We start from the raw sequence: 24,757 nt of genomic DNA on the forward strand, positions 1-24,757 counted from the left end.
GTAAAAAAATGGAAAGAGTGTCCGGTGTTGAATCTTTGTGTTATTTTTACCATTCTATATATAATCGCAGCCTGGAAATGGGGGGACTGGAAGCATTGGCGGGACTACTATCCCACCATTCTTTTTTTAGTAATAGGCGATTTGTTGTATCAATTTATGCTGCATGATTATTCAATGTGGGAGTTTGTGCCCGTTGGACTTCAGCAGTTTAATATAACTCACACTCATGTTGCCATCATGGAAATGGTTTTTAAATATCCAAGTACGATTTTACTTTATTTAGGAAATTTCCCAAATTCCCGATTCAAACGAATAGCTTATATTGGACTTTGGGTAATCATTTACTCAACAGAGGAATGGTTTAAAATGATGCAAGGCAGTATGATTCACGTCAATGGCTGGAGTATGCACTGGTCGATATTATTTAATGTCGTTATGTTTACGCTTCTCGCAGTCCATCATAGACGTCCGCTATTGGCTTGGGTGTTTTCCGGCTTATTTATTTACTTCTTATTCAAGGCACATGATGTCCCTATTTCAATAATTAAATAGATTATATAGTGTCACTATTCCTTCCACTTTTGCAATACCATTTTTAATTGGAAAGAAAGGTGAGATGTGTGTCAATTTTGGTTGTTGGCGGGGCTGGCTATATTGGGTCCCATGCTGTTTATAAGCTTATTGAAAAAAATGAGCGGGTGGTTGTGATTGATAATCTTTCCACTGGCCATAAAAATGCGATTCACCCGAAGGCTGTATTCTATCAGGGTGATATCCGTGATAAAGTATTTCTTGAAAAAGTTTTTCAACAAGAAAAGATTGTGGGGGTTCTGCATTTCGCAGCATTGTCTCTTGTAGGAGAATCGATGTCCGCTCCACTGCCTTATTTTTATAATAATGTGTATGGCACACAAATTTTGCTAGACGTGATGAAAGAGTTTTATGTCAGAAACTTGGTATTTTCCTCCTCAGCTGCTATTTATGGAGAGCCGTCATTAATCCCAATCACAGAAGATGCTTTACCTCTTCCTGCCAATCCCTATGGGGAATCAAAACTAGCCGTCGAAAAACTTTTAAAGTGGTGCGACCATGCGTATGGAATAAGATTTGTAGCACTTCGTTACTTCAATGTGGCTGGAGCTCATGCAAGCGGTGAAATTGGAGAAGCTCATGATCCTGAAACTCATTTAATTCCGCTTGTATTGGAGGTAGCTTTAGGAAAGCGCAAGTATATTTCGATTTTTGGTGATGATTATAGCACGAAGGATGGAACGTGTATTCGTGACTATATTCATGTTGACGACTTAGTAGATGCGCATCTATTAGCACTTAAATATTTAATGCAAGGGGGAAAAAGTGATTCATTTAATATAGGAAGCGATCAAGGCTTTTCAGTACTTGATATTATTAAAGCAGCACAAAGGATTACGAAGCATCCGATACCTTCAAAAATTACAGAAAGAAGACAAGGAGATCCGGGCTGTTTAATCGCTTCCTCAGAAAAAGCGAAATCCATTCTTGGATGGAAACCGGTACGAACCTCAGTTGAAACAATGATTAAAGATGCATGGAGATGGCATCATCGACATCCTCTAGGATATAAACAACATGCATAGCTGGTAATCCCGGATGGACAGTCACCTTTTTCTCTGCCTTTCAATAAGGTAGAGAAGGAGGAGACGATTATGGTACGTCTGTTGAAACGGAGCAGTATGAATCTTGTTAAAGAAAACTGGAAAAAGAATGCCTTTCTATCGTTTCACGATAAAATGACCGATAAAGAGCGTAAATTTCCATGCATTCCTGCTTTTCAAGGGTATGTCTTAGACCATTTGTGCTATGGTTTTATTAGAGACCCAAGAGTAGACGGTGCTGTAAAGGAGACCGCTTCCTTCCTTAAAGAATATGGCCAGTGTTCTAAAGAACTTGGAGAATACACAGCCTTAATTCTATTCTATGAAACTCCTTTTGACCTGAAGGAATCTATATCTATAGAAACTTTTGAACAAATATTTTGGAAGTTGTTAAATGATGTGAGCACTTTAGATACAAAAGAATGGCCAAGAAACGTATCTGCAGATCCTGACCACTTTTCATGGGAGTATTGTTTTGAAGGAGAGCCTTATTTTATTTATTGTGCCACTCCTGCTCACAAGCATCGGTATAGCCGTTATTTTCCATACTTTATGCTTGCCATTACGCCAAGATGGGTATTGAATCATTTTTTTAATACTAATAAAACTTCCGAAAAGATTACAGAAGCTATTCGGGCGAGACTAAATAAATATGATGCCGTTCCTCCCCACCCAGATTTAAAATGGTATGGGCAAAAAGATAATCATGAATGGAAGCAATATTTTTTACGGGATGACGAGACAACTTTGTCATCGTGTCCGTTTCATTCAAGGCGGGGGAATGGGGAAAAATGAACAATACGGATTGTTCATTTTTTTATTACTTTGGAACAATTTAGAATGATAAACAGGAAAATGATATAATTTAAGAAAATAGAAAAAAAGGAGTAAAATCTTTATGGCCTTGGATCCTGTACCAGTTGTGAAAACAGAAATGCTAGTTAGAAAACCAGCAGAAGATGTATTTGAAGCTTTCGTTAATCCGGAAATCACTACAAAATTTTGGTTTACCAAAAGCAGCGGAAGATTAGAACCAGGAAAAAAAGTGAAATGGGAGTGGGAGATGTACGGGGTTTCTGGTGAGATTCTCGTAAAAGAAATCATGCCCAATAAACGCATTCTTATTCAATATGCAGACGACGGAACCGAGGTTGAATGGGTCTTTACGCCACGAACAGGGAACGAAACATTTGTCACCATTACTCACTCGGGGTTTACCGGCAAAGATGAGGATATTGTTAATTATGCGATTGACTCAATGGGAGGATACACCATGGTTCTTTGTGGGGTAAAAGCGTTTCTTGAACATAATATTCTCTTAAACCTTGTTGCTGATAAGGCTCCTGACGCACACGTTAGACGTTAAGGAACGACACGAGAATATAAAATTATTAAAGCTAAACGCCATTTAAATGGCGTTTTTTTGCGCAAAAAAATTTAGCAATATAGAATCTTATAAAAATGGTTGACCATGGTAAATTGAACCATTATAGTTATCATATAACCATTTGGTTATGTGTAAGGAGAATAATAATGACCGATATTTACAGAGCCTTATCTGATTCTATTCGACGTCAGATTCTGCAAATGCTATCACGACGTGAATATACGCAATCAGAAATTGTCGAGTGTTTCACCATTTCACAGCCTGCTATAAAGAAGCACTTAAACATCTTAGAAGAAGAACAATTAATTTTAGTCAGAAAGGAAGGGAAGTACAGATATTATCGTCTGAATAAAGAGTCTTTTGAAAAAAGTTACAGTATGCTTCAGAAAGAGCTGGAACTTATCTTGGATTATAAATTAATGAAACTAAAAAATTATTTGGAAGAGGAGAATGAATAAAGATGGAAGAAAAATCGACGTCAGTAAGAAGAGAAATCTTAGTACATGTCCCGATTGAAAAAGCTTGGCGGGCTCTTACAATTCCAGGTGAACGGAATAAATGGGAAACAAAATCATGCGAAATCGATCTTCGGGTCGGAGGGACGGCCTTTTTTGATTATGGCTGGGGTGTGAGTTATACAGCGAAAATAGTAGAATTAGTTGAATATGAAAAAATGGTTTTAGAAGGAGAAGACAAACATTTAACAATTTGGACATTAGAGCAAAGCGGGCATATGACAAAAGTTACCGTTGAATACACAGGAATATGGATTGGAGATCTCGGCCACATGCAAATGGATAATATGGCATTTGGCACTTACCAATTTATGAGAAATTTTAAAACAGTAATGGAAGAAGGAAGAGACATTAGGGGTTTATTTTGGAAAAGCTGGATTGGCGTTTTACATAGGACTTATAAAGGTGAGGAGGTACAGGGCGTAAAAGTGATGCAAATTGTCCCCGATACTCCGGCAGAGGGATTTCTCCAAGAGGGTGATATTATTACATCGGTTAATGGAAACGCTATAACTTCCTATGATGATCTAGAAATCATCGTAACAGAGGCTACCCCAGAGGAAGTACTTGTTTTTGAGATTAGCAGAAATGCTGAAAAACGAATGCTGAAAGTTCAAACCATCGCATACGGACAAAAGCTAGTTAAATAATGAAATATAAAGAGGGATGAGGATGGACTATTTTGTCAGAAACATGACAGAAGACATCGCTAAAGTCGTTTTAGACTGGAGATATGAGCCACCCTATGATTTTTATAATAGTGTTGTAAAAGAGGAAAACATGGTTGAATTGCTTGAGCATGGGTACCTTGGAGTATTTGATGAAAATGATCAGGTCATTGGCTTCTTCTGTACGGGGAGTGCAGCTCAAGTACCTGTGGGACATCTTCATGGTGTATATCGTGAGGATTTCATCGATATTGGCTTAGGGTTAAGACCTGATTTAACAGGCAAAGGTTTAGGATATTCCTTTCTGCTGTTTATTCTAGGTTACCTGGAAACGGTCTTTCAAAATAAGCGGTTTCGCTTGACAGTAGCTGCTTTTAATAAAAGGGCCATTCATTTATATAAAAAGGCTGGGTTTCACCCTTTCACTGAATTTGATACAGATTCTGGCGGTTTTTTAGTGATGGTGTTGGAAATGAAACCTTAAAAAATGATAAATTATAAAAATATTTTCCGGGAAAGCGCAGAATTAGACAAATATCAGCTTTTTGTTTAAAGAAATATATTGAAAATAGTGTCAAATGCTGTCAAATTTTAATAAAAGAAGGCGCTTTAGGTATAAATTTTGAAGAAAGGTACTTTCTGGAAGGAGAGTACTTTTTCTGATTGTCGAATAACAGGATGGTTAGTACTACATGATTTTCCGCATAGTGTTAAGATAAGGAGGTAATGTCTATGAAAGAAGGACTTTCTTATTTATTTTTACTGCTGACATTGTCTTGCTTATTATTTTGGACACTTGCCAATCATTTTGGTACAAACACATATGTTTTGGATTACTTATTGGCCATGATTGTAACTCATTTAATTTTAGAAAAGAACCCGTGGTTAGCAGAGCTATTATATAAAAAGCATAAGAAAAATGAAGTATCTTTAGATGATCGACTTACAGATGAAGGGTATGATGAATTCGATCATTCGAAAGTGACAAGCATTCGAAAGAAGAATAAAGGCGATAAAAGGTTTAATGAGTTTGTCCAAAATGTCCAGGTTGGGGAAAAGTTTGATATCCATTATAATAAGAATCGGTACTTGATTCGCCAAACGAAAAATGGTTACATTTTAACTAGGGAAATGGATGGATATACCCAGGTTTTTAAAACAGTCGATGACCTTTTTAGAAAAGGGAAAATAGATAATAAATATGTGAAGGATATCATTGATCAAGTAAACTAATTATCAACTTGTACAGTAAGTGAAGGGACGTTTTTTATGAAATTTGACTCGAACTATATGATCACAATGAAAGACATTATAAGAGAAGGAGATCCAATATTAAGGGAGGCTACAAAAGAAGTAGCCCTTCCTCTTTCCGAAGAAGATAAAGAAATTATGAATTGTATGCTGCAATATATTAAAAATAGTCAGAACCCTGAAAGAGCGAAAAAGTATCAGCTTCGTCCTGGGGTGGGACTATCTGCCAATCAAATTGGACTGAATAAAAGAATGTTTGCTGCCTATTTTACGGATGAAAAAGGGGAACTGCATGAGTATACCCTATTTAATCCAAAAATCATCAGCCATTCGGTCTCCATGATCTATTTGCCGGATGGGGAGGGCTGTCTCTCAGTCGACCGGACAGTTCCTGGTTTTGTTCCTAGATACGAACGGATTAAAGTAAAGGCATTCAATATGGACAATGAAGAAGTATTGATCAAGTTAAAAGGTTATTCTGCGATTGTCGCGCAGCATGAAATTGACCATTTGAACGGAATTTTGTTCTATGACCGGATTAACAAAGATAACCCATTTAGTCTTCCGGAAAATGTCTCAATAAAAAGTGTTTATTAAATAAAATGAGGCTGATTCTTGAACGAATCAGTCTTTTTTTTCGAAGTAACCGAGAATATGTTCTCTCTTTCTTTCTCTATTTTTACCTGCCTTCTTGATAGGCTAGTTTAACAAATATATAGTTAAATAGAGAATTTATTTTAGAAAGAACAGTTTAAAGGAGAGGTATCAATGCCGGGGATGGAACAAGGATTAGATCTGTTTAACTTAATGAATACATTTGTACCTTTATTTTTTATTATTATAATAGGAATCATTATTTTTTCAGCAATTAAAGGGATTTCCCAGTGGAGTCATAATAATCGCCAACCGGTTCTCCATGTAAAAGCGTTCGTGGTTACAAAAAGAACTAGAGTAAGCGGCGGGGCAAATGAAACCCCATCGAGCACAAGCTACTATGTAACCTTTGAGGTAGATAGCGGAGACCGCATGGAGTTTCAAGTAAATGGTTCAGAATATGGATATTTGGCAGAAGGCGATCAAGGAACTCTAGAGTTTCAGGGAACAAGGTATTTAAGTTTTACAAGAATGGTGAATCAAGAGTAGTAGATAGTGGATGAGCTTGAAGTAAATCTAAGCTCATTTTTTTTTTCCCTGCTTATCTGTTCCAGCCTTTACTTTGGAGTAAATTTGTAATATGAGCAAGATGATGTTTCCCATGCCATGAATAGGTTCCAATACTTAAGTGGATTGAATTTTTGCCTGAATCAGGGTGGTTAAATGTCTTTTCTAAGTCGTCTGGTTTTAAATTTCTTAATAGATACGCCCAGCGTTGATGTAGAGATTCAAGCAATTTTAAGGAAACATCAATGGGTAATTCGTAATCTGGAAGCTTGGCCCATTCTGCCTCTTCATAAGGTTTAATAGTCGGATTATGTTCTGTGATAGCTAACTTAATCCGAATATATGCATTCATATGACTGTCAGCCAAATGATGGACAACTTGCCTTATCGTCCAGCCTCCTTGGCGATACGGTGTATCCAGTTGTTCCTGACTTAAATCTTGAACGGCTTCGCGCACTAAATGTGGCAACTTCTCGATATCCCGAATCCACTCTTCAAGTACACTTTGTGAAAAATCACCATTAAATGTAAATTTTCCAATCGGATATTTTTGTTCCATCAAATGCACTTCCTTTATTTTTTTATAAATTTGGGCCTGAAATGATGATACCATATATATCCAAAGAACAGGAGAAAATGAAAGGAATTTTTATAATCAAAGAGGGAGAGATTTATGGATAGACATCTTTATCTATTTGGGGGAGGACCTCCATTTACAAAAAACATGGCCAAACAATTCACCCAAATTTCATTGAAGCTTAATCAACCAGTTTCGATATTATTTGTAGAAAGAGACGGCTGGGAACAGTATATGCCTAAATATACTCAAGCTTTAGAGGAACTGGGTTTAAATGATTTTTATTTCCTGCCCCTCCCGACAACCCCTATCAAGGAAGTTATTCAGTGTCTCACTCACAGTTCGGGTATTATAATCGGTGGAGGAAATACGAATTTATATGCGGATTACATTGTAGAATCCACTATTTCAAATAAGATAAAAGAGTGCTATGAAAGGGGTATCCCTGTCGCGGGATTTTCAGCTGGAGCTCTTATAAGCCCTGAACTTTGTATTATCTCCCCAAAAGATAATGAATGGAATGAATTTCAGCAGAGAAAGGGGATAGGCTTGATTTCCGAAACAGTAATTGCTGTACATTTTTCGCAATGGGATGATGAAGATCATTTAAGAAAAGCAGCTAGTAAATATAGTCACTATAAAAATTACGGTATCGATGAAGAGACGGGTCTTTATTTTCTGAATGGATGTCTTGAAGATATGGATGGGAATAGTGTTTATCGTTTAGAAAAAGGCATCTTGCTAAAAATCCATTAGAAATTGAACATTGGTTTGCATCAAAAAAGCATGGCAATTATTTAAGTGAAAGCCATGCTTTTTCATATTGTCAAATACTCAAGCTTCAGCCCGGACCAGAGGCATGGTACAACACCGGAAAGAGCCGCCTGATTTAATTATTTCCGTGATATCGACTTCTATGATTTCGTATCCGCGTTTTCGGAGTTCTCTGTTAACTTCAGTATTGACCGGGAGGCTTAGTATTTTTTTATTACCTATAGAAAGGACGTTGGTTCCTAGCTGAAATTGTTCGTCCCCATTTACTTCAATTAAATCATAACGTGCAGTTAAAAAATTGATTTCTTTTTGAGTAAAAGCTCCTGGGAAAAATAACGCTTCTTTAGGGGAAATGATATTAAAGACACAATCCAAATGTAAGTATTTTTCAGTAAAAGGCACAGGAACGACTTCGAAGTCACGAACGATATTTTGTAAATATTGAATCGTTTCTTTATCAGTCCGGTTACTAATCCCTATGTAGATTGTATCTCGATCTATAATGACATCGCCGCCCTCAATATGGTTTCCGACTAAATTAAAATAAGAGATTTCCTGATCCTCGAGCCAATGCTTTAACATTTGCTCTTCCCCTTTACGGACATCATGTGCCATATCGGCTACATAAATAATGGGGCCGAGTGTAAAACCAATGTCGCGGGTAAAAACCTGCTCCGGAAATTTCCTTCTTGGCGGCAATAGTATGACATCAATTCCATGATCTAAAAGGATTTGTACAAACTGTTTATGCTGCTTCAAAGCCTTTTCAATATGGATTCCTTCATCCTTAAACTTCTTCTGTGTATCATTTATTACCTGCCGGATTGTCATATATTGAGGTTCACATAAAATTACGCGTTTTAATGGATCATATTCACTGGCACAAAATGTTTTTAGCTGCGGCAAATCTGAATCCTCCTCATGCTCTTATTCTTACAAAATTAGTATGGATATATTATGAGGGTTGAATACAAATAAGTTTGGAATGGAATGGACACGCGATAAGAAATGATTATTGAATATCATAAAATATAAAAAATACTGCTTATCGATTTAAATGTATAAAATAAATAAGAAAAGATTAAAAAGTGGGGATAAAAATATGCCAATTAATTTTCATAGTCACGAAAATAAAAAATCCTATGCCACAAGAAATGCTGATGACTCATGGATAAAATGTATAAATGAAATCGTAGATCCCAAAGGAAAAACAATTGTCGATATTGGGTGCGGGGGAGGAATTTATACGCATGCATTGGCAGAAATGGGAGCGGGGAAAGTAACAGGCATAGATTTTTCTGAACAAATGATTGCAGGTGCAAAAGAAAATAGTAAAGATTGCCCCAAGGTTTCATTTGTAATAGGAAATGCATTGGACACAAAACTTCCTGATTGCCATTATGACATTGTTATAGAAAGAGCCCTGATTCATCATATTGATGATATACAAACATGTTTTAAAGAAGTCCATCGATTATTAAAGCCGGGGGGGACATGTATCATTCAAGATCGGACACCTGACGATTGTTTCCTGGATGGCGGCCCTATTCATATAAGGGGATACTTTTTTGAATTATTCCCAAAGCTAAAAAACGTGGAAATGACAAGAAGACATAGGAGCAAAGCAGTTATTCATGCTTTATTGGATGCAGGATTTAATCAAATAAAACAAATGCATTTATGGGAAGTGAGAAAGATATATCAAGATACGGGAGAGTTAGAGGCTGATCTTTTAAATCGAACCGGAAGATCTATCCTGCATGAATTAGACAATAAGCAATTAATAAGTCTCGTAGATTTTATCAAAAGTCAACTATACAATAGACGTACCCAGGAAATAATTGAAAAAGACAGGTGGACTATTTGGACTGGGGTGAAAGGGGAGAAGGGTCGAAAAAAAAGTCATTGAAAAATAAAAGTTATAATATACCTCATTCTGTCGTTTTAGAGAAAAAGCGAGCTGCATAAAATGTACAAGCTAACTTTTTATAAAACGTAACAGTTTGGGGTGGATGGATGAGTATTAGTGTGTTTTTAAGCTATATCATCTTAGGATTAACATTAGCTGCACCTATTGGTCCTGTTAATACAGTTAGAGTAGATAAAGGGATTCAAAATGGTTTTTGGCATGCCTGGGTTGTTGGTGTAGGCTCAATGATTGCGGATGGTATTTATATGTTAATGGTGTATTTAGGAGTAGTCCATTTTTTAAATGCGCCTCCTGTTCAAACGTTCTTATGGCTTTTTGGCGGATTTGTTCTTATTTATAGTGGTATTGAATGTATTCTTGGCGCTAATAATCTTTCATTGAATAATGAGCGCCAAAAGGAATCTTTACTGAAATGTTTTTTTACTGGCTTTATTATGTCGATTTCTAGTCCGCTATCGATTTTATTTTGGCTTGGAATCTACGGTTCCGTACTGGCTAAAACAGCTGTAACATATGGCACTGGTGAACTTTTACTCTATAGTTCTATGATTTTTTTGGGTCTTGCTCTGTGGGACTTGTTTGTAGCTGGTCTAACAAGCGGGTTTAGAAGATATTTAACGGCCAATAGTCTGATGGCGATTTCCAAATTATCTGGTCTGTCCCTTATCGGGTTTGGTGTCTATTTTGGGTATGAAGGATTTCAGGCTTTATTAAGATAGGAAATTAGTTTTTAATAATACGATTTTTCAAAATCATGAATCTTATACTAAGATTTAAGGAAACCAAGCATAGTCCTTTGCTTTTATTGAAAGGGCTTTTTTATTTTTTTGTGACTAAACAGAACTATTTATGAAAAGGTGCAACTTTTCCTTTTAATTTTCGTTATTAAGCATGAGTGCCAGTATGGAAAGGAGGGCCAATTTTGGATCAAGAAGTAATCAAGCAAAATGTGAATAAGTGGTATGAAAAGTATAGCAATGATATATATCAATATATTTTCTTTATGATTGGGGATCATGAAATGGCGAAGGACCTTGTTCATGATACTTTTCTTCGTTCTTATAGCAATTATTTATCATTTAGGGGAGGAAATGAAAAAGGCTGGCTGTTTCGGATTGCCCGGAACATAACAATTGATTTTATTAGAAAAAAGAAGCCTATTTCCTATTTGATGAATACTGACATGCAGGTTAAAGCTAATGAATTATTACCTGAAAATGTAGTGACCATAAATGAATCTGAAAAAGAGCTCTATGCTGCATTAACTAGGCTAAAAAGATCGTACAGGGATGTCATTATCTTAAGAAAACTAAAGGATTTTTCAATTCAGGAAACAGCTGACATACTTGGCTGGAACGAATCGAAAGTGAAATCGACCCTATTTAGAGGGTTGAAGGAGTTAAAAAAGGAGTTAGTAAAGGAGGGATATCAACATGAAAAACTATCAAGAAACGGATGAGTTCGAGCAAGAGTTCGAATCATTAAAAACTAAATTTAATATGTCTGCTGAAGAAAGAAATGAAATCCAAATCAAACTAAACAAAAACATCGATGTTGCAGATGTTCATCAGGCTGAAAGAAAAAAAGGAATACCATTTATGTACTATACGGCATTATCATTAGCAGGCTTATTATTTTTATTATTAGCTGGACCAAGTTTTTTCCAGCAGGGAGAACGGAATGTACCTTCGGAACTAAATACAGGTGTAACACATAATTTTGGAAAAGAAGATGATGAAACTAACGAAAATGAAAATCCAGATGTCGAAGTAAGGAATGCTCTTTCGGTTTTAAAAGAAGAATTTCGGCTTGGAATCTCACAAGATGAGGTAGGCAGGCTGTTAGGAACGGATTACGCAAAGGTACTTTCTGCAATGAACAATGAAAAACAGTGGCGCTATGATATTGGAACTAAGGAAGGGTACCACTACTCTGAACAACATGATTTTGCTGATATGGATGGTCTGCAAAATGGTGATGTTAAGATGCAAATTTGGGTAACATGGGACGAGGAGTCTAAAGTTAAAAGCTACTCTTCAATATATGTAAACCCTGACGACGGAAAATTGTATGAATACCGTGTATTTCCAGATGGCACAGAGAGGAATATGCCTTTCGATGGGTATGAGGTCAATCCTCCTGAAGAAAACGAGCCTGAGGTAAATCCGGATGAAGATCCGGCAGCTGAAGAAAACAATAACAATAACACTTCTATAGATCAAGAGCAAGCAATCGAGATTTCAAGTGAATTATTAACCGGACTAAGAGAAACGTTTAAACAATTAGGAGAAGAGCATAAATGGTCATCAGTCGACTTCCCAGGCTATACGAAGCCTAACTATTCAGTTGCAAAGCCCGACTTGTTAAACTTTGCAACAGATGAATTTTCAGATGGAACACTTCAGGAAATCTTAATGGATTTTTACTGCCATTGTGATAAATTTTCTCTTCCTGGATTTGATTTTCATATTAGATCGGAAATAGTCGAGTCTAATGAAAATCAATTTGTGATCAAAAGTATTAGCCTTGTAAATATGTTAGGACACGGTGGTTATACGGGCTACTTAACGGTTGCAAATGAGAATGGAAACTGGAAAATTGATAATTGGGAGCTAGTCAGCTTTTTAGTTGAACCAATCAACTTAACACCAGATGAATATATTAAATATCGGGACGGTGAAGGGGCAGGAGATAAAATTACGTATATTGAGACCGTTCAAATGCCTTCATCTGATGAAGGAGTAGACAGTGAAATAGATGTCCACGTATTTCACAGTCAATTAGGAGATAACTATTTTGGCGTAGAGGAAAATAGTACGAAAGTGGTGAGAGTGGACCATATTGAGAAGTATAATAACCATTAGGCTATATAATCCTCCCTTTAAATAAGGTGGCGTTTTTAGGCGTTCATAAAAGGATTTTATTTAATTTACTAAAAGAGGAAGATGATTGCCATTCCCGGTTTTACTGGAAAGGGGGATAAAAATGGAATCTGAATGGCTTACTATTTTCGATGATAACATGAAACCAAACGGAAAAGCCACTAGGGAAGAAGTTCATCAAAAGGGATACTGGCATGAGACTTTTCATTGCTGGTTCATAAGAAAGGAAGAAGAAAAAACCTATATCTATTTTCAGATCCGAAGTGAATACAAAAAAGATTACCCAAATCTTTTAGATATAACGGCTGCGGGACATATTTTATCTCATGAAACTGTATTAGATGGGGTCAGAGAGGTTAAGGAGGAATTAGGAATAGACATCTCAATGGATGAATTAGTACCTTTGGGAGTTATTCCGTATAGTGTAGACAACAACGATATAATCGATAGGGAAATGGCACACGTTTTTATCTATGAAAGTATTCAAGCGTGGAATGATTTTAAATTGCAGAAAGAAGAAGTATCTGGAATTCTAAAAATTGAATTAAGCAGTTTTTATAAGCTTTGGTTCGGCGGTAAACAATATGTCCCAGCTTTTGGCTTTGTTGTTAATCAGACAGGTGAGAAGGAAATCGTAAAAAAACTGCTTACAAAAGCTGATTTTGTTCAACATGAAGATTTCTATTTTAAAAAGGTATTGAATGGGATCAAAGCCATTTAATACTCAAGTGTTGTGGCCTGACCCCCGGCTTGTCATTGTATTAACGTACCGTGGGTCAGGAAACTGCTATTTGTTAATGCATTAGATTATACAATTTTTGGTCAGCTAATACGGTATCGAGAGGACATTCTGTAGAATTCCAACCATATTATCCACGAGAGCGATAGAAACGAGTAACGAAGTATAAATAAGAATTATTTTTTTCATCGCTTCACTTCCAATTAATCCGACTTTCTTTTGTTATTGCCGGGCACATCTTGTTTCGGCATAACTTTTACAAGTTCTTCACTTAATTCCATACCTTTTTTGCGGTTGTTGTTTCTTTGTGCATTTGCATTTCCGCGTTTTGTACGCCCCAATATTCTCCAACCTCTTTTCATTTTAATGTTAGTAAGTAGTATGGTTTGCTTAAACGTTATTATTCATTTTCTGCTATGGAATAAAACTTGGTGGTTTAATAAATCACATAAATATAAATAAATTTTGAGTGAAAAAGAAATAGTTTTTGATTGCAGGATATTTGGAGGAAAGTTTTAATGGAAACAAAGAACGATTAGCCCAAACGGTGGGGCTGTTTTCTATGTATTGGGGATTCTAACGTTTATTCTTCCATTTGCTCTTGAATATATTGATATATTTACATGAATGATTTACGGAGTGCAGTATATGGGTCGGAACCATGTTTGCTGTTATATACGGCATAACTAAGCATAATAAAAAAAGACGCCAGATAGACGTCTTTTTTACGTATTGAGGCGATAGACTGTGTCCCACATTACACATTGCATGCCTATCGACTTACACAATTCAGCTCATCGCTCAATTACTATAACATTTCTCTAATACAAAAACAACAGTAAAAATATGACTGTTTTTAAGAAATAGAATACTACTTTAGTAGTATCAAAAATAGTACATCTGGCGAATGAAGTTACCCCTTTAGGAGAATAGCTACTTTTTGTCCCTCTATTGGATAATGGATAAAAAGTAGGAATTTTCTGAATGGAGGGGTTTTATTATGAAAATAAATAGGCTGCTTTTATCATTATTACTTATTATATCAGTCGTTTTTACTTCAGTTCCAAGGGGTGAGGCAGCGTTTCAATTAGGGGAAGCTCACTTAGATCCTGACCTTGATGCTCTTTTGAAGACAACAATTGATCCAATAGAGATTATTGTAACCTTTAAAGGAACAGAAGGACCAACAGAATCACAAACGAACCTTTTAAAAGAACTAGGCATTACACAAGGAGTTACGTTTGAAAATCTTCCGATCGCAGGTGTACTTGCAACTTCTGAGCAAATTGAGCAATTACTGTCAAGTCCAGAAGTTTTTTCAATTTATAGCAATGATGCCATTTCGTATGAAAATGACACTGGTACAGAAATTACGGGTGTTGATCATTTACGGACCGATGATACACTGCGGAAATGGAATGGGGGACTTCCAGTTACGGGGAAAGGAGTTGGAGTTGTAGTTAATGACAGCGGAATCGACGGAACCCACCCTGACTTAGAATTTGGAGAGCATGTCGTGCAAAATGTATATGGTGCTATTAATCTTCATGCACTCAGTTCCTTACTGCCAATTACGTATGCAGAAGATGTTCCGAACACAGACAGTACAGGTGGTCATGGGACTCACGTTGCAGGGATTGTTGGGGCGACCGGGGCAATGTCTGGCGGCAAATACGAGGGGGCAGCACCTGGTGCAGATATAATCGGCTATGGCTCTGGTGCAGCTGTTGCAATCCTCGATGTACTGGGTGCTTTCGATTATGCTCTTACTCATCAGGCTCAGTACAACATTCGTGTGGTTACGAATTCTTGGGGTACAACCAGTGATGCAGGTACTGACTTTGACCCGTTTGACCCAATCAATGTAGCCACTAAAAAATTATACGACCGTGGAATTGTTACTGTATTTTCAGCAGGAAATTCTGGACCTGGTGAATCCACCATTTCTGGTAATTATAAAAAGGCTCCTTGGGTCGTAACTGTCGCTGCAGGAACTAAGCAAGGAAAACTTACTGACTTTTCGTCTAGAGGGGTTGACGAAAAAGGTGGAAAGGTAATTGTTGACGGACAAACCTTTACTTGGGAAGATCGTCCGACCGTTACCGCACCTGGGGAAAATATCGTATCAACCAGGGTAATTGCTCCTGTTTCTAGCTTAGGTATTACCGACGATGTTAATAATATTGATCCAGCCCATTTACCTTACTATACAACAATGAGCGGTACTTCAATGGCTGCCCCCCATGTAGCTGGAATCATCGCACTGATGCTTGAGGCCAATCCGCTTTTATCTCCAGATGAGGTAAAAGAAATTCTGCAAAACACCGCCACTAATATGCCGGGTTATGAAGAGTGGGAAGTGGGAGCGGGTTACGTCAATGCTTACGCAGCTGTAGAAGCAGCCTTCTCAAATAAGACTTATGGTGAGACACTCAATATGAATCAGACGTTCAACGCAACTGTAGACATGAGTGTCATTAGAGATCCTTTTACAATTGAATACGATCCTACAAGCTTAGATGGAAATAAAATCGAATTCACTGTTGATGAGGGATTAACAGAATTAACAGCTACCATTCATGCATATGGTTTGTTAGAGGCAACAGGAAATACAATCAATCTTGTCTTGTATGCTCCAGATGGTACTCGCTATAGTTCTGGTATTTATGTATTATTCCCGTTATATACGGATCGAACAGTGCAAGTTATTTCACCTATGCCGGGAACGTGGACTTTACAGCTTGAAGGACTAGATGGATTAGCATTGCCTGAAACGATCCAAGGACATATTCTGACGAAACGGGCCGGTGCTTTCTCAGGTCTCAATGATATTCAAGGCCATCAGGCTGAAGCTGCGATTAAAGTTGGGGTTACGGAGAGATTAATAGATAGCTATCCAGATGGTACTTATAGACCTGATGATGCCTTAAAGCGAATAGATTTGGCTAAATTTCTAGTTATGGGTGCAGGTGTCCGTCAATATCTTCCTTTAACTGGGGAAGCTAGTTTTAAGGATGTAAAAGCCAGCGATCTTTCCTATGCAGAGGCAGTAGCTGCCTATGGTGCAGCGCTGCGAGATGTTGCTTATAACAATAAAGGAGTTTTACTTCCAACGGCTGATGGTAAGTTTTCACCAAATCAGACCGTAACAAGAGCTGAATTAGCTTATAGTCTCGTTCAAAACTTAGGCCTGCAATCTGAAGCGGAAGCTTTAATGAATGAGCCACTAACGGTACAATATGGTGACCTAAGAATACCGATTGAGGATTCAGCTGAAGTACCTGCTCATCTCCGCGGATATGTTCAGCTTACTTTAGATTTAAATATATTAAATGCATATTTTAGTGTGGTGCAGGGTCCGTATGACCTAACCCCAACTGTGACTGCTGCCTTTAGTCCAAATGCTCAAGTGACTCGTGGAGATTATGCCGTTGCAATTACTCGTTATTTTGCTGCTTATTAGATAAAAATAGTATGGAAGTTAAAGTGGTGGAATCTATGTTCAAGCTAATCCAGCCATTTTCTAAACTAAAACCGATTATTCGGATTGTCAAACAATTGGTTCAAACTGAGCTTATCATTTTGATATGGAAGGCAAAACAACATTGTAGAAATATAGAAAAACGGTTTGAATAAATAACTGCTAGTACTAAAGTATTATGAAAATAGAACGTTTGCTGAATTGTAATGGTATGAGACGTTTGGCAAACTTAATGAGAACAAACCTATTCGTAGGTTTTGCCCAAATTGGTTAGTGAACTTATCATTGGACCAGTTTGGGTTTTTCTTTTCAAGGCGGGAAAAGTACGATAGGATAGAAAAAAACAAAAAATTCAAATAATGATTAAATGATGTATTTTGGAGGTTTTTTATGAAAAAGCTTCTAACTTCCCCTAAAACAGAAAGACCTGCAAGTATTTATTTATCAATCATATCCCTCATTGGATGGTTTTACGTTGGTTTGCAATTTTTTAAAGTAGATGGTGAGTTTGATCTGTGGATATATGCGATCTTACTTATTTTTTTAGCGATATGTGAATTATTTCCTGTACCCGTGTGGAAAGGCTTTACGACACTAAGTTTCCCTATCGTGTATGTTTTATTTGTTTTGTTTGGTCTTCCTCTAGCAATGATTAGCTATGCCCTTGTTATTTTTATGGTAAACATAATGGACCGCAGACCATTTCGGATTGTTTCCTTTAACCCAGCCCAGCTCGTGTTAAGTTTTTCAATTGCAGTTTTTCTTTCTGGATTATTTCTTCCGAATTTAAACCACGAAAGTGTTCTTTTAACCCAGATTATTGAGCTATTTGTTATTTCCCTTTTCTTTTATCTATTAAATAATATATTAATAGATTTGGTCTTATTGTTACGGCCGCAGAATTATCCTTTTCAATTATGGAAGCAAAAGCTTTTTTCTGAGTTAAATAGCGGCATTATATCTTTTGCATACGGCTGTTTATTTTTTATTTTAGGGAGCCAGAACCGGGGACAAATTGATGTTTTTACGTTTTTCTTTTTTTTCTCTCCACTTGTTGCGATTGCTCTCTTCAGTTCAGTAATTGCACGCTTAAAAATTGAACGAAACCGGCTAAATGCACTTTTTTCCCTAACAACAACACTCAACAAAATACTGCCTACCAAAGAGTGGATAGTGGCATTGAAATCCAGTTTTCATGAACTAATTGATGTCGAGGGCCTCGTATTATGGACAACTGAAAATGGGAGATGGAAACTAAGCTATAAAGATGGAAAGGTGAATCCAAGTTCCACTTCACTTTCAGAGGAAACTATGGAATGGTTTGAAAAAATGAAGAAACCTCTGATTATAATTGATAGTCACAAGGAACAGGTTCCTGCGAATGATTTTTTTAAAAGGGAGCTTAGAAGCTTTGTATTTTCTCCGCTCGTTGTGGATAACGAAACGGTAGGGGTCATCGCTGTTGCGAGAAGCCGGACGAAAAGTTTTAATAATGGAGAAATTCAATCCATTGCAACTCTAGCTAACCAATTGGCAGTTATTATAAAAACAAGAACGTTAATTTTAGACAAAGAAAAGCGCAGTCTTTTAGAAGAAAGGAACCGGATCGCGCGAGATATCCATGATGGAATAGCGCAAACACTAGCTGGTGCATTAATGAAGCTGGAAACTGCCCAGCGTAAATGGGAGAAGTCACCAGATGAATCGATCTATCTTGTGAAAGATAGTATGGAGAAATTGCGGGGGAGTTTAAAACAGGTCAGGCAGTCAATCTACGCATTAAGACCCAACCCAACTGAACGGGTTGGCTTGCACACAGCAATCCAGCAAAAAATAAAAATATTTGAGCAGGAAACCGATATTGCTTTCTCATTTGAGCAACGCGGCAAGATCGAAACATTAAGTTCAATGGTTGAGAAAATCATGTTTGAAACCTTTCAGGAAAGCGTACAAAATATTATCAAGCACGCTCAAGCAGCCAAAGTAGACATTCTCTTAAGTTATCAGAAAGAAAGTATTATATTAAAAGTGAAAGATGATGGTATCGGCTTTTCTTTATTGGAAGCGATGTTAAAAGCTCAGCAAGAACCCCATTTTGGTATTCTACATATGAATGATGCAGCTGAAAAGATAGGCTCTTCCCTTCAAATTGACAGTAAGCCTGGAAAGGGAACTGAGATTATTATGATTGTCCCTAAAATGGGAATAGAGGGGGAAATTGAACATGATCAAGCTTATGTTGGTGGATGATCATGCTATCCTTCGGGATGGTTTACGCAACTTATTAGAGGTAGAAGAAGATATAAAGGTAGTAGGGGAAGCCGTTTCTGGCGAAGATGCACTACATAAAATCGGAGATTGTGGTCCAGATGTTGTTCTTATGGATATCAATATGCCAAAAATGAACGGGGTAGAGGTAACAGGATTATTGAAAAAAAAGTTTCCTGACACAAAAGTGTTAATCTTAACGATGCATAGTCATGATGAATATTTTATGTCAGCTATTCGGGAAGGGGCAGATGGATATTTATTAAAAGATGCTCCTTTTGATCAAGTTATAGAAGCAATCAGAACAGTCGCAAGAGGCCAGTCTGTTATCCATCCTACAATGACAAAAAAGTTGCTAAATTTTCATCAGCAGAAGTGGCAAGAAGAAGAAAGCACCGTACTCACAGATCGGGAAAAAGATGTATTGCAGTGTCTGGTTGAGGGTTTATCGAACAAAGAGATAGCAGAAAAGTTATTTATCAGTGATAAAACGGTAAAAATTCATGTCAGTAAAATCTTTAAAAAGCTAAACGTAAAAAGCAGGTCTCAGGTGGTCATTTATGCAGTCCAGCATCAGCTGGTAACTTTGCCTGATTCTAATTAGCTCATAAGGTTTGAGGAATATAATCCTCAAACCTTTTACATTATATGATTGGTAGATAACTCTAGTATGGTGCTGCACCTTCACCTTCTTCTGGAAAATTTACCCCCATCGTACGAACCGCTTCCTTTGCCCGTTGCATGGTGGATTCTGCCTGAGTTTGCCATCTTATAATCATTTGAATAAAGTTTTTGAATTCGGAACTGGCGTTTTGTTCCATTACTCCTAACCATTGTCTAACACCTCTGTCTTGTTTCTGCGCATTAACAATGCAGGCTGCAAGTGTGTCGATAATAGATTGACGCCTTTCACCATTGACCAGCCTTATCGCGCATCCGACTGTAGTGACTCGGTGATAGGATGCCGGTACAAGATGATTATGCATTTCATTATTTCCTTCCAAATCCTTAGTTTGAGGAATATGATAAAGTTCACTGCTCATGGAACAGACCATTTCTTCGGCATATAAGCTTTGTTGAAGTAATGTTAAGATAGGTTCCCAATTATTCTGGCGATAATTGTAATAATATGGATACATCGGACCAACCCCTTGTAGTAAATTTTTATCCTAATTACTATTTGTATGATAAGTGCCTACATAGGGTGAATGTTTCCCTAGTAAAATAGCAATCTATTTGCTATTTTTTTATAGCCCATTTATACTAATTACCATGAATTAACAATCAAAGGTGAGAACATGTATAAAACAGCAAAGAAGATCGCGATATTATTGTTTCGCTTATTTGGAAAAATTGACACTCAAAATAAACATTTGCTGCCAGAAAATGAAGGTTATATTGTAGCATGTACGCACGAGGGCTGGTTAGAGATTGTCGCTTTAGGTATTGTCTTACCTAAACCGATTCATTTTATGGCAAAAAAGGAGCTTTTTCAAAATAAAATATATGATTTCTTTTTAACCAGGTTAAATGCCTTTCCGGTAAATCGAGAAAATCCAGGGCCAAGCAGTATTAAAATGCCTATAAAGCTATTGAAAGCTGGAGAAGTTGTCGGAATTTTCCCAAGCGGTATGAGAACAAGCGAGGATGTTTCATTAAAAAGAGGGGCAGTCACAATTGCAAATCTGGCGAAAACCCCAATTGTTCCAGCTTATTATAAGGGGCCTTTTTACTTAAAAGAACTTATTTTTCTCAGAAAAAAACCGACCATCATTTTCGGGGAACCTTTCTATATAAATGTTTCCCATAAAGAAGATTTTGAAAAATATACGGACTTTTTAAATCAACAAATTCAAATATTAAAAGATCACATACATTAATTTCATTAAGGAATGGTAGTACTTGGCAACAGATAAGGGTATACTAGTTATAAGGGATTTGTTTCTCTGGGTCTTCTGTTGTTTACATTCTTACAGAAGGCGATCGTGTAAACAAGAAAGGAGACCAATATGACTGCAACCATATACCAGGCTAAACTAGGAGACGGAATCAAACAGAAGGGAATTAAACGAACAGATTCCTTTTTCAGTACTCCAGAAGAAGCTGTTGCCGAAGCCTTTGCGCTAAAGAAAAAAATCGATGGAAAATATGATCATAAAATTGAATGGGATTACGAAGGAGAAATCACTGGTTCCTCCAGTAACTTAAAGATTTTAAAGGGATATTTACACGGAGACCGAAAAACACACGCATTCTATCTGCAAATTGTATCGTTCAAAAAATCAAAGAAGCATTCGATTGTTTCTCCTATCAAACCATCCAAGTTATCAGCCAAGGATCAAAAAGCCTTAGATAATGCCGTTAAATGGTATGCGTAAAAAAAGAGAGCACCTACCTGATGGTAGCTGCTCTCTTCCCGTTTTGTGGGCAGTTTTTGCCTTTCTACTTTTGAGTAAGCCCTATGATCATCACAATGAGCACCAGCAACTGGATGGTTACTTCTACATCCATCGAAAGCCGCCTCCTCTTCATAAGTGAAGCTCATTCCTCCGGCTCTTTACTCATAGAAAAGGACTTACGTTTCCCCACTAGATTTATATTCGGCCACGTTTAAAATATGCCTAGCAGGACAGTTGCTTTAGCAAAATTTTATGTTTTTACCATATACCTAATACATCCATCATAACAAGGACAATCAATGGAGGGGCCACATAACGGATTGTAATATACCAAGCTTCAAATAATCCCTTTTTTAGCCAATTTCCTTTTTTTAATTCACTATAAAGAAGGGAACGTTTCATTTTCAATGGAACAAAAATAGAAATTAAAAGTGCTCCAAATGGAAGTAAGACATTACTGACTGTATAATCAGCAAAATCGAAAATCGTTTTACCAAAAATCTTTACCTCTGCTAAGATTCCGAATGATAAAGCAGATGGGACACCTAGTGCAAAAATCGCCAAACCAAGTATCCACGACCATTTTAGTCTTTGCTCTGGCTTTCCGTTTGATATAACCGAAACGATTATTTCTAATAAAGAAAAGGCGGATGTTAAGGCAGCAAACAAAAATAATACTAAAAAAGCGATAAAAAACAACATCCCAAATGGAAGCTGACTAAAGACAGTAGGCAACACGTTAAATAAAAGAACCGGACCGGCATTAGGTTCTAAATGAAAGGCAAATACAGCCGGGAATATCGCTAACCCTGCCAGTAATATGATAAAAATATTCATACTGACAATTGAAATAGCAGCATGAGGCAGACTTTGGTTTTTCGGTAAGTATGAGCTATAGGTAACCATTACTGACACACCCACACTTAAGGTGAAGAAGGATTGTCCCATTGCGTCTAAAAGTGTCTGGGAGGTTACTTTTGAAAAGTCTGGCTTTAATATGAATTGAATTCCTTCACTAGCACCTGCTAAAGTCACAGCGCGAATGACTAAAATAATAAATAAAACAAATAACGCAGGCATCATAATCCGGCTGGCACTTTCTATTCCTTTTTGGATCCCTCTGGAAACAACGATGATTGTGAACAGCATAAAAATAAGCTGAAATACGATACTTAACAGGGGATCTGCAATTGTTTCATTAAAGACAGCTGTATATTGTTCTGATGAAAGTCCATTCAATTGGCCTGTTATTGCCTTAAATAAATAGATAAGAATCCATCCGCCAATAACCCCGTAAAAAGAAAGCAAAACAAATGAAGTAATCATACCTAAGATCCCAACCCAGTGCCATTTTGTGCCGGGTGCAATTTTTTTATATGAATTGACGGCGTTGTCTTGAGCAGTTCGTCCAATTACGAACTCGGCTAATAATAACGGAAGACCAAGCAGTATGGTAAAAAGAATAAATATAAGAAAAAATGCGCCTCCGCCATTTTGACCAGCGATATATGGGAATTTCCAAATGGCTCCTAAACCAATAGCTGAACCTGCAGCAGCTAAGATAAATCCCACCTTAGAGGACCATTGTTCACGTTCACTCATAAAATCTCTCCTCATTTAGATGTTTAAAAGGGAATACCCGTTATGCGGACGATTCAATTCAAAGCAAAAGATATAAGCTATAAAAAAACGCCCCTACATATGTAGGGACGATTAATCGCGGTACCACCCTAGTTGTGAGACGAAGAGTCTCACCACTCATCATTATAACGGTTATTCACCGTCTTTTGTCAAAGACAAAAGAAGCTCCAGAACTGAATTTCACTTTCCCTTTTGTACCGATTTCCACCATACACCGGCTCTCTATAAACAGGGAAGGAGAAGCTACTTAAATTCCTTCATTGCATGTTATGTATAGATGATTATTCATTTTTAACATGCATGTATTTGATTGTCAACTTCCAATAAACCGAATCAGCTTAAATAGGGGGTGAGCTTATTCTTCAAATCATTTAGTTTTGTAGCATTCCTGTTAAACATATCTTTTGCTTCTTTAGATTCTGTTTCTAAAGCAAAGAGCTCAAGATCAGCCTGACATTTTTTTATCATGGCGAGTAAAAGAGGACGTTCTTGAGGACTCGGAACTTGTTTTTTGTCGTCATACACATCAACCGTGAGTTCGCCATATGAATCTACCTGACCAAGGAAAATATTTTCTGGGAGAACTTCCAATTTTTCAAGCTGAATATTTAGCCACTCTCTTGTCTTTCCGGCTCTTTGCAGCCCATCATCGAGAATTTGTCCATCCATAATAACAGCATTAGGCTCTTTTACATTCGCAACCTTAACATTTAAATCCTTAGCAGTAAGTGGCTGATTTTCTTTTTTAACAAAAACACTTAGTTTTCCATCATGTTCAAGGATAGCTGATTCAACTTCAGACAGGCCATACACATTTTTTTCTCTAAGCAAGCTCATCAGGTCATCAATTGAATACTTTTCCTTTTTTAAATTCTCTTCTAATATTTTGCCATCTTTAATTAAAAAGGTGCTTTTTCCTTCAATAAATTCCCTTGCACTTCTGCTTTTTAAAGAAATGTAGTCGGCTAGCCAGGCGATACCGCCAAATACAAAAATGGCAAGTACACCATTTAGAATATTTGTTTCCAATTTTAATATAACCTCACTAGCTAGACTTCCGATTGTAATTCCGGCAACATACTCAAAAAAGGATAGTTGTGAGATTTGTTTTTTTCCAATCATTTTTGTGATAAGAAATAATATAACAACAAAGAAGAGTGCACGTAAAATAATATCGATATGATCAGGCAATTTATTTCACCCTTTATAATTAGGAGCCTCGGTATTGAGGCTCCTGATTTTCAATTTTCATTAACCGCTGATTTAAATCTTTTTTTACTTCTTCTACCACAAGCATCGACTCATGGAAAATTTTTGCGGCATTTGGATCACGAGAATTTAATGCCAGGGTCGATAATTGTGCTTCAATACCACTGATAGTTGCAATACACTGTTTTACATTAGAGGCTATAGTCATAAAAGATCCTCCAAATATCCTTTAGAAGGACTA

The 24,757-nt window shown here is 37.0% G+C and carries 29 protein-coding genes and 1 other annotated feature; of the genes, 22 read left to right on the top strand and 7 right to left on the bottom strand.

Features of this window, described 5'->3' with window-relative positions:
• The first annotated feature begins 27 nt into the window (after window positions 1-27).
• The 10 genes from CRO56_RS06165 to CRO56_RS06210 all read left to right on the top strand — a co-directional run bounded on the left by CRO56_RS06165 (window position 28) and on the right by CRO56_RS06210 (window position 6,598).
• Window positions 28-552: a CBO0543 family protein gene (locus CRO56_RS06165; protein WP_097157736.1), complete on the top strand. Its 525-nt coding sequence runs from the start codon at window positions 28-30 to the stop codon at window positions 550-552.
• A 68-nt stretch (window positions 553-620) separates the two neighbouring features.
• Entirely contained in the window at window positions 621-1,616 is a 996-nt protein-coding gene (gene galE, locus CRO56_RS06170) for a UDP-glucose 4-epimerase GalE (protein WP_097157737.1), read from the top strand.
• A gap of 69 nt (window positions 1,617-1,685) precedes the next feature.
• Window positions 1,686-2,429, top strand: a complete 744-nt coding sequence (locus tag CRO56_RS06175; protein WP_097157738.1) for a YqcI/YcgG family protein — start codon at window positions 1,686-1,688, stop codon at window positions 2,427-2,429.
• 103 nt (window positions 2,430-2,532) lie between these two features.
• Window positions 2,533-3,000, top strand: a complete 468-nt coding sequence (locus tag CRO56_RS06180) for an SRPBCC family protein (RefSeq protein ID WP_097157739.1) — start codon at window positions 2,533-2,535, stop codon at window positions 2,998-3,000.
• A 167-nt stretch (window positions 3,001-3,167) separates the two neighbouring features.
• Complete coding sequence (locus tag CRO56_RS06185) at window positions 3,168-3,479, top strand: ArsR/SmtB family transcription factor (RefSeq protein WP_097157740.1); 312 nt, start codon at window positions 3,168-3,170, stop codon at window positions 3,477-3,479.
• Window positions 3,480-3,481: 2 nt separating this feature from the next.
• Complete coding sequence (locus CRO56_RS06190; RefSeq protein WP_097157741.1) at window positions 3,482-4,186, top strand: SRPBCC domain-containing protein; 705 nt, start codon at window positions 3,482-3,484, stop codon at window positions 4,184-4,186.
• A gap of 22 nt (window positions 4,187-4,208) precedes the next feature.
• Window positions 4,209-4,688, top strand: a complete 480-nt coding sequence (locus tag CRO56_RS06195; protein WP_097157742.1) for a GNAT family N-acetyltransferase — start codon at window positions 4,209-4,211, stop codon at window positions 4,686-4,688.
• A gap of 248 nt (window positions 4,689-4,936) precedes the next feature.
• The gene (locus CRO56_RS06200) at window positions 4,937-5,437 is read left to right on the top strand and encodes a hypothetical protein (protein ID WP_097157743.1); all 501 of its coding nucleotides are present in this window, start codon (window positions 4,937-4,939) and stop codon (window positions 5,435-5,437) included.
• Between the two features lie 36 nt (window positions 5,438-5,473).
• Window positions 5,474-6,052: a peptide deformylase gene (def, locus tag CRO56_RS06205; protein ID WP_097157744.1), complete on the top strand. Its 579-nt coding sequence runs from the start codon at window positions 5,474-5,476 to the stop codon at window positions 6,050-6,052.
• 180 nt (window positions 6,053-6,232) lie between these two features.
• Window positions 6,233-6,598, top strand: a complete 366-nt coding sequence (locus tag CRO56_RS06210; protein ID WP_097157959.1) for a DUF2500 domain-containing protein — start codon at window positions 6,233-6,235, stop codon at window positions 6,596-6,598.
• A 52-nt stretch (window positions 6,599-6,650) separates the two neighbouring features.
• On the opposite strand, the gene CRO56_RS06215 is transcribed toward CRO56_RS06210, so the two are convergent.
• Window positions 6,651-7,178, bottom strand: coding sequence for a YfiT family bacillithiol transferase (locus CRO56_RS06215; RefSeq protein ID WP_179714189.1), 528 nt, complete (start codon window positions 7,176-7,178; stop codon window positions 6,651-6,653).
• Between the two features lie 111 nt (window positions 7,179-7,289).
• On the opposite strand from CRO56_RS06215, the gene CRO56_RS06220 reads away from it, so the two are divergent.
• The gene (locus CRO56_RS06220; RefSeq protein ID WP_097157746.1) at window positions 7,290-7,949 is read left to right on the top strand and encodes a Type 1 glutamine amidotransferase-like domain-containing protein; all 660 of its coding nucleotides are present in this window, start codon (window positions 7,290-7,292) and stop codon (window positions 7,947-7,949) included.
• Window positions 7,950-8,027: 78 nt separating this feature from the next.
• Here the strand turns inward: CRO56_RS06220 and CRO56_RS06225 are convergent, their stop codons facing one another.
• The gene (locus CRO56_RS06225) at window positions 8,028-8,873 is read right to left on the bottom strand and encodes a dimethylarginine dimethylaminohydrolase family protein (protein ID WP_245855606.1); all 846 of its coding nucleotides are present in this window, start codon (window positions 8,871-8,873) and stop codon (window positions 8,028-8,030) included.
• Window positions 8,874-9,069: 196 nt separating this feature from the next.
• Here CRO56_RS06225 and CRO56_RS06230 point away from each other — a divergent pair, with 196 nt between their 5' ends.
• The 5 genes from CRO56_RS06230 (at window position 9,070) to CRO56_RS06250 (ending at window position 13,500) form a co-directional block, all read left to right on the top strand.
• Entirely contained in the window at window positions 9,070-9,876 is an 807-nt protein-coding gene (locus tag CRO56_RS06230; protein ID WP_097157747.1) for a class I SAM-dependent methyltransferase, read from the top strand.
• Window positions 9,877-9,983: 107 nt separating this feature from the next.
• Entirely contained in the window at window positions 9,984-10,616 is a 633-nt protein-coding gene (locus CRO56_RS06235) for a LysE family transporter (protein WP_097157748.1), read from the top strand.
• A 203-nt stretch (window positions 10,617-10,819) separates the two neighbouring features.
• Window positions 10,820-11,356 (top strand): RNA polymerase sigma factor, encoded by a 537-nt coding sequence (locus CRO56_RS06240; RefSeq protein WP_245855607.1) that lies wholly within the window; start codon window positions 10,820-10,822, stop codon window positions 11,354-11,356.
• Window positions 11,331-12,761, top strand: a complete 1,431-nt coding sequence (locus CRO56_RS06245) for a hypothetical protein (protein WP_097157749.1) — start codon at window positions 11,331-11,333, stop codon at window positions 12,759-12,761. The genes CRO56_RS06240 and CRO56_RS06245 overlap by 26 nt, the downstream gene beginning before the upstream one ends.
• 121 nt (window positions 12,762-12,882) lie before the next feature.
• Window positions 12,883-13,500 (top strand): NUDIX hydrolase, encoded by a 618-nt coding sequence (locus tag CRO56_RS06250; protein WP_097157750.1) that lies wholly within the window; start codon window positions 12,883-12,885, stop codon window positions 13,498-13,500.
• Between the two features lie 221 nt (window positions 13,501-13,721).
• On the opposite strand, the gene CRO56_RS22780 is transcribed toward CRO56_RS06250, so the two are convergent.
• Window positions 13,722-13,859 carry a hypothetical protein gene (locus CRO56_RS22780; RefSeq protein ID WP_179714190.1) on the bottom strand — a complete coding sequence of 46 codons (138 nt, stop codon included), beginning with the start codon at window positions 13,857-13,859 and terminating at the stop codon, window positions 13,722-13,724.
• Between the two features lie 659 nt (window positions 13,860-14,518).
• On the opposite strand from CRO56_RS22780, the gene CRO56_RS06255 reads away from it, so the two are divergent.
• The 4 genes from CRO56_RS06255 (at window position 14,519) to CRO56_RS06265 (ending at window position 19,871) form a co-directional block, all read left to right on the top strand.
• Window positions 14,519-16,981, top strand: coding sequence for a S8 family serine peptidase (locus CRO56_RS06255; RefSeq protein ID WP_097157751.1), 2,463 nt, complete (start codon window positions 14,519-14,521; stop codon window positions 16,979-16,981).
• A gap of 35 nt (window positions 16,982-17,016) precedes the next feature.
• The gene (locus CRO56_RS22785; protein ID WP_179714191.1) at window positions 17,017-17,154 is read left to right on the top strand and encodes a hypothetical protein; all 138 of its coding nucleotides are present in this window, start codon (window positions 17,017-17,019) and stop codon (window positions 17,152-17,154) included.
• Between the two features lie 235 nt (window positions 17,155-17,389).
• Entirely contained in the window at window positions 17,390-19,249 is a 1,860-nt protein-coding gene (locus CRO56_RS06260; protein ID WP_097157752.1) for a GAF domain-containing sensor histidine kinase, read from the top strand.
• Entirely contained in the window at window positions 19,224-19,871 is a 648-nt protein-coding gene (locus CRO56_RS06265; protein ID WP_097157753.1) for a response regulator, read from the top strand. The genes CRO56_RS06260 and CRO56_RS06265 overlap by 26 nt, the downstream gene beginning before the upstream one ends.
• A gap of 61 nt (window positions 19,872-19,932) precedes the next feature.
• Here the strand turns inward: CRO56_RS06265 and CRO56_RS06270 are convergent, their stop codons facing one another.
• Window positions 19,933-20,406, bottom strand: a complete 474-nt coding sequence (locus tag CRO56_RS06270; protein ID WP_097157754.1) for a hypothetical protein — start codon at window positions 20,404-20,406, stop codon at window positions 19,933-19,935.
• Window positions 20,407-20,565: 159 nt separating this feature from the next.
• Here CRO56_RS06270 and CRO56_RS06275 point away from each other — a divergent pair, with 159 nt between their 5' ends.
• Together CRO56_RS06275 and CRO56_RS06280 are read left to right on the top strand one after the other, a co-directional pair.
• Window positions 20,566-21,147 carry a lysophospholipid acyltransferase family protein gene (locus CRO56_RS06275; RefSeq protein WP_097157755.1) on the top strand — a complete coding sequence of 194 codons (582 nt, stop codon included), beginning with the start codon at window positions 20,566-20,568 and terminating at the stop codon, window positions 21,145-21,147.
• A gap of 129 nt (window positions 21,148-21,276) precedes the next feature.
• Window positions 21,277-21,645: a hypothetical protein gene (locus tag CRO56_RS06280; protein ID WP_097157756.1), complete on the top strand. Its 369-nt coding sequence runs from the start codon at window positions 21,277-21,279 to the stop codon at window positions 21,643-21,645.
• A 279-nt stretch (window positions 21,646-21,924) separates the two neighbouring features.
• Here CRO56_RS06280 and CRO56_RS06285 read toward each other — a convergent pair whose 3' ends face one another.
• The 3 genes from CRO56_RS06285 to CRO56_RS06295 all read right to left on the bottom strand — a co-directional run bounded on the left by CRO56_RS06285 (window position 21,925) and on the right by CRO56_RS06295 (window position 24,724).
• A complete protein-coding gene (locus tag CRO56_RS06285; protein ID WP_097157757.1) occupies window positions 21,925-23,268 on the bottom strand; it encodes a sodium-dependent transporter in 1,344 nt (447 codons plus the stop codon).
• A gap of 100 nt (window positions 23,269-23,368) precedes the next feature.
• Window positions 23,369-23,577: a binding site (T-box leader), on the bottom strand.
• 63 nt (window positions 23,578-23,640) lie between these two features.
• Window positions 23,641-24,498, bottom strand: a complete 858-nt coding sequence (locus CRO56_RS06290; RefSeq protein WP_097157758.1) for a DUF421 domain-containing protein — start codon at window positions 24,496-24,498, stop codon at window positions 23,641-23,643.
• Window positions 24,499-24,517: 19 nt separating this feature from the next.
• The gene (locus CRO56_RS06295) at window positions 24,518-24,724 is read right to left on the bottom strand and encodes a DUF1657 domain-containing protein (RefSeq protein WP_097157759.1); all 207 of its coding nucleotides are present in this window, start codon (window positions 24,722-24,724) and stop codon (window positions 24,518-24,520) included.
• Between the last annotated feature and the right edge of the window lie 33 nt (window positions 24,725-24,757).

It is taken from the genome of Bacillus oleivorans (assembly GCF_900207585.1).
Lineage (GTDB): Bacteria > Bacillota > Bacilli > Bacillales > JC228 > Bacillus_BF > Bacillus_BF oleivorans.

Bases quoted from the DNA above. Each gene is read 5' to 3' on its own strand.
- CRO56_RS06175 (WP_097157738.1), top strand. From the start codon at position 1,686: ATGGTACGTCTGTTGAAACGGAGCAGTATGAATCTTGTTAAAGAAAAC.
- CRO56_RS06180 (WP_097157739.1), top strand. From the start codon at position 2,533: ATGGCCTTGGATCCTGTACCAGTTGTGAAAACAGAAATGCTAGTTAGA.
- CRO56_RS06185 (WP_097157740.1), top strand. From the start codon at position 3,168: ATGACCGATATTTACAGAGCCTTATCTGATTCTATTCGACGTCAGATT.
- CRO56_RS06190 (WP_097157741.1), top strand. From the start codon at position 3,482: ATGGAAGAAAAATCGACGTCAGTAAGAAGAGAAATCTTAGTACATGTC.
- CRO56_RS06195 (WP_097157742.1), top strand. From the start codon at position 4,209: ATGGACTATTTTGTCAGAAACATGACAGAAGACATCGCTAAAGTCGTT.
- CRO56_RS06200 (WP_097157743.1), top strand. From the start codon at position 4,937: ATGAAAGAAGGACTTTCTTATTTATTTTTACTGCTGACATTGTCTTGC.
- def (WP_097157744.1), top strand. From the start codon at position 5,474: ATGAAATTTGACTCGAACTATATGATCACAATGAAAGACATTATAAGA.
- CRO56_RS06210 (WP_097157959.1), top strand. From the start codon at position 6,233: ATGGAACAAGGATTAGATCTGTTTAACTTAATGAATACATTTGTACCT.
- CRO56_RS06220 (WP_097157746.1), top strand. From the start codon at position 7,290: ATGGATAGACATCTTTATCTATTTGGGGGAGGACCTCCATTTACAAAA.
- CRO56_RS06230 (WP_097157747.1), top strand. From the start codon at position 9,070: ATGCCAATTAATTTTCATAGTCACGAAAATAAAAAATCCTATGCCACA.
- CRO56_RS06235 (WP_097157748.1), top strand. From the start codon at position 9,984: ATGAGTATTAGTGTGTTTTTAAGCTATATCATCTTAGGATTAACATTA.
- CRO56_RS06245 (WP_097157749.1), top strand. From the start codon at position 11,331: ATGAAAAACTATCAAGAAACGGATGAGTTCGAGCAAGAGTTCGAATCA.
- CRO56_RS06250 (WP_097157750.1), top strand. From the start codon at position 12,883: ATGGAATCTGAATGGCTTACTATTTTCGATGATAACATGAAACCAAAC.
- CRO56_RS06255 (WP_097157751.1), top strand. From the start codon at position 14,519: ATGAAAATAAATAGGCTGCTTTTATCATTATTACTTATTATATCAGTC.
- CRO56_RS22785 (WP_179714191.1), top strand. From the start codon at position 17,017: ATGTTCAAGCTAATCCAGCCATTTTCTAAACTAAAACCGATTATTCGG.
- CRO56_RS06260 (WP_097157752.1), top strand. From the start codon at position 17,390: ATGAAAAAGCTTCTAACTTCCCCTAAAACAGAAAGACCTGCAAGTATT.
- CRO56_RS06265 (WP_097157753.1), top strand. From the start codon at position 19,224: ATGATCAAGCTTATGTTGGTGGATGATCATGCTATCCTTCGGGATGGT.
- CRO56_RS06270 (WP_097157754.1), bottom strand. From the start codon at position 20,406: ATGTATCCATATTATTACAATTATCGCCAGAATAATTGGGAACCTATC.
- CRO56_RS06275 (WP_097157755.1), top strand. From the start codon at position 20,566: ATGTATAAAACAGCAAAGAAGATCGCGATATTATTGTTTCGCTTATTT.
- CRO56_RS06280 (WP_097157756.1), top strand. From the start codon at position 21,277: ATGACTGCAACCATATACCAGGCTAAACTAGGAGACGGAATCAAACAG.
- CRO56_RS06285 (WP_097157757.1), bottom strand. From the start codon at position 23,268: ATGAGTGAACGTGAACAATGGTCCTCTAAGGTGGGATTTATCTTAGCT.
- CRO56_RS06295 (WP_097157759.1), bottom strand. From the start codon at position 24,724: ATGACTATAGCCTCTAATGTAAAACAGTGTATTGCAACTATCAGTGGT.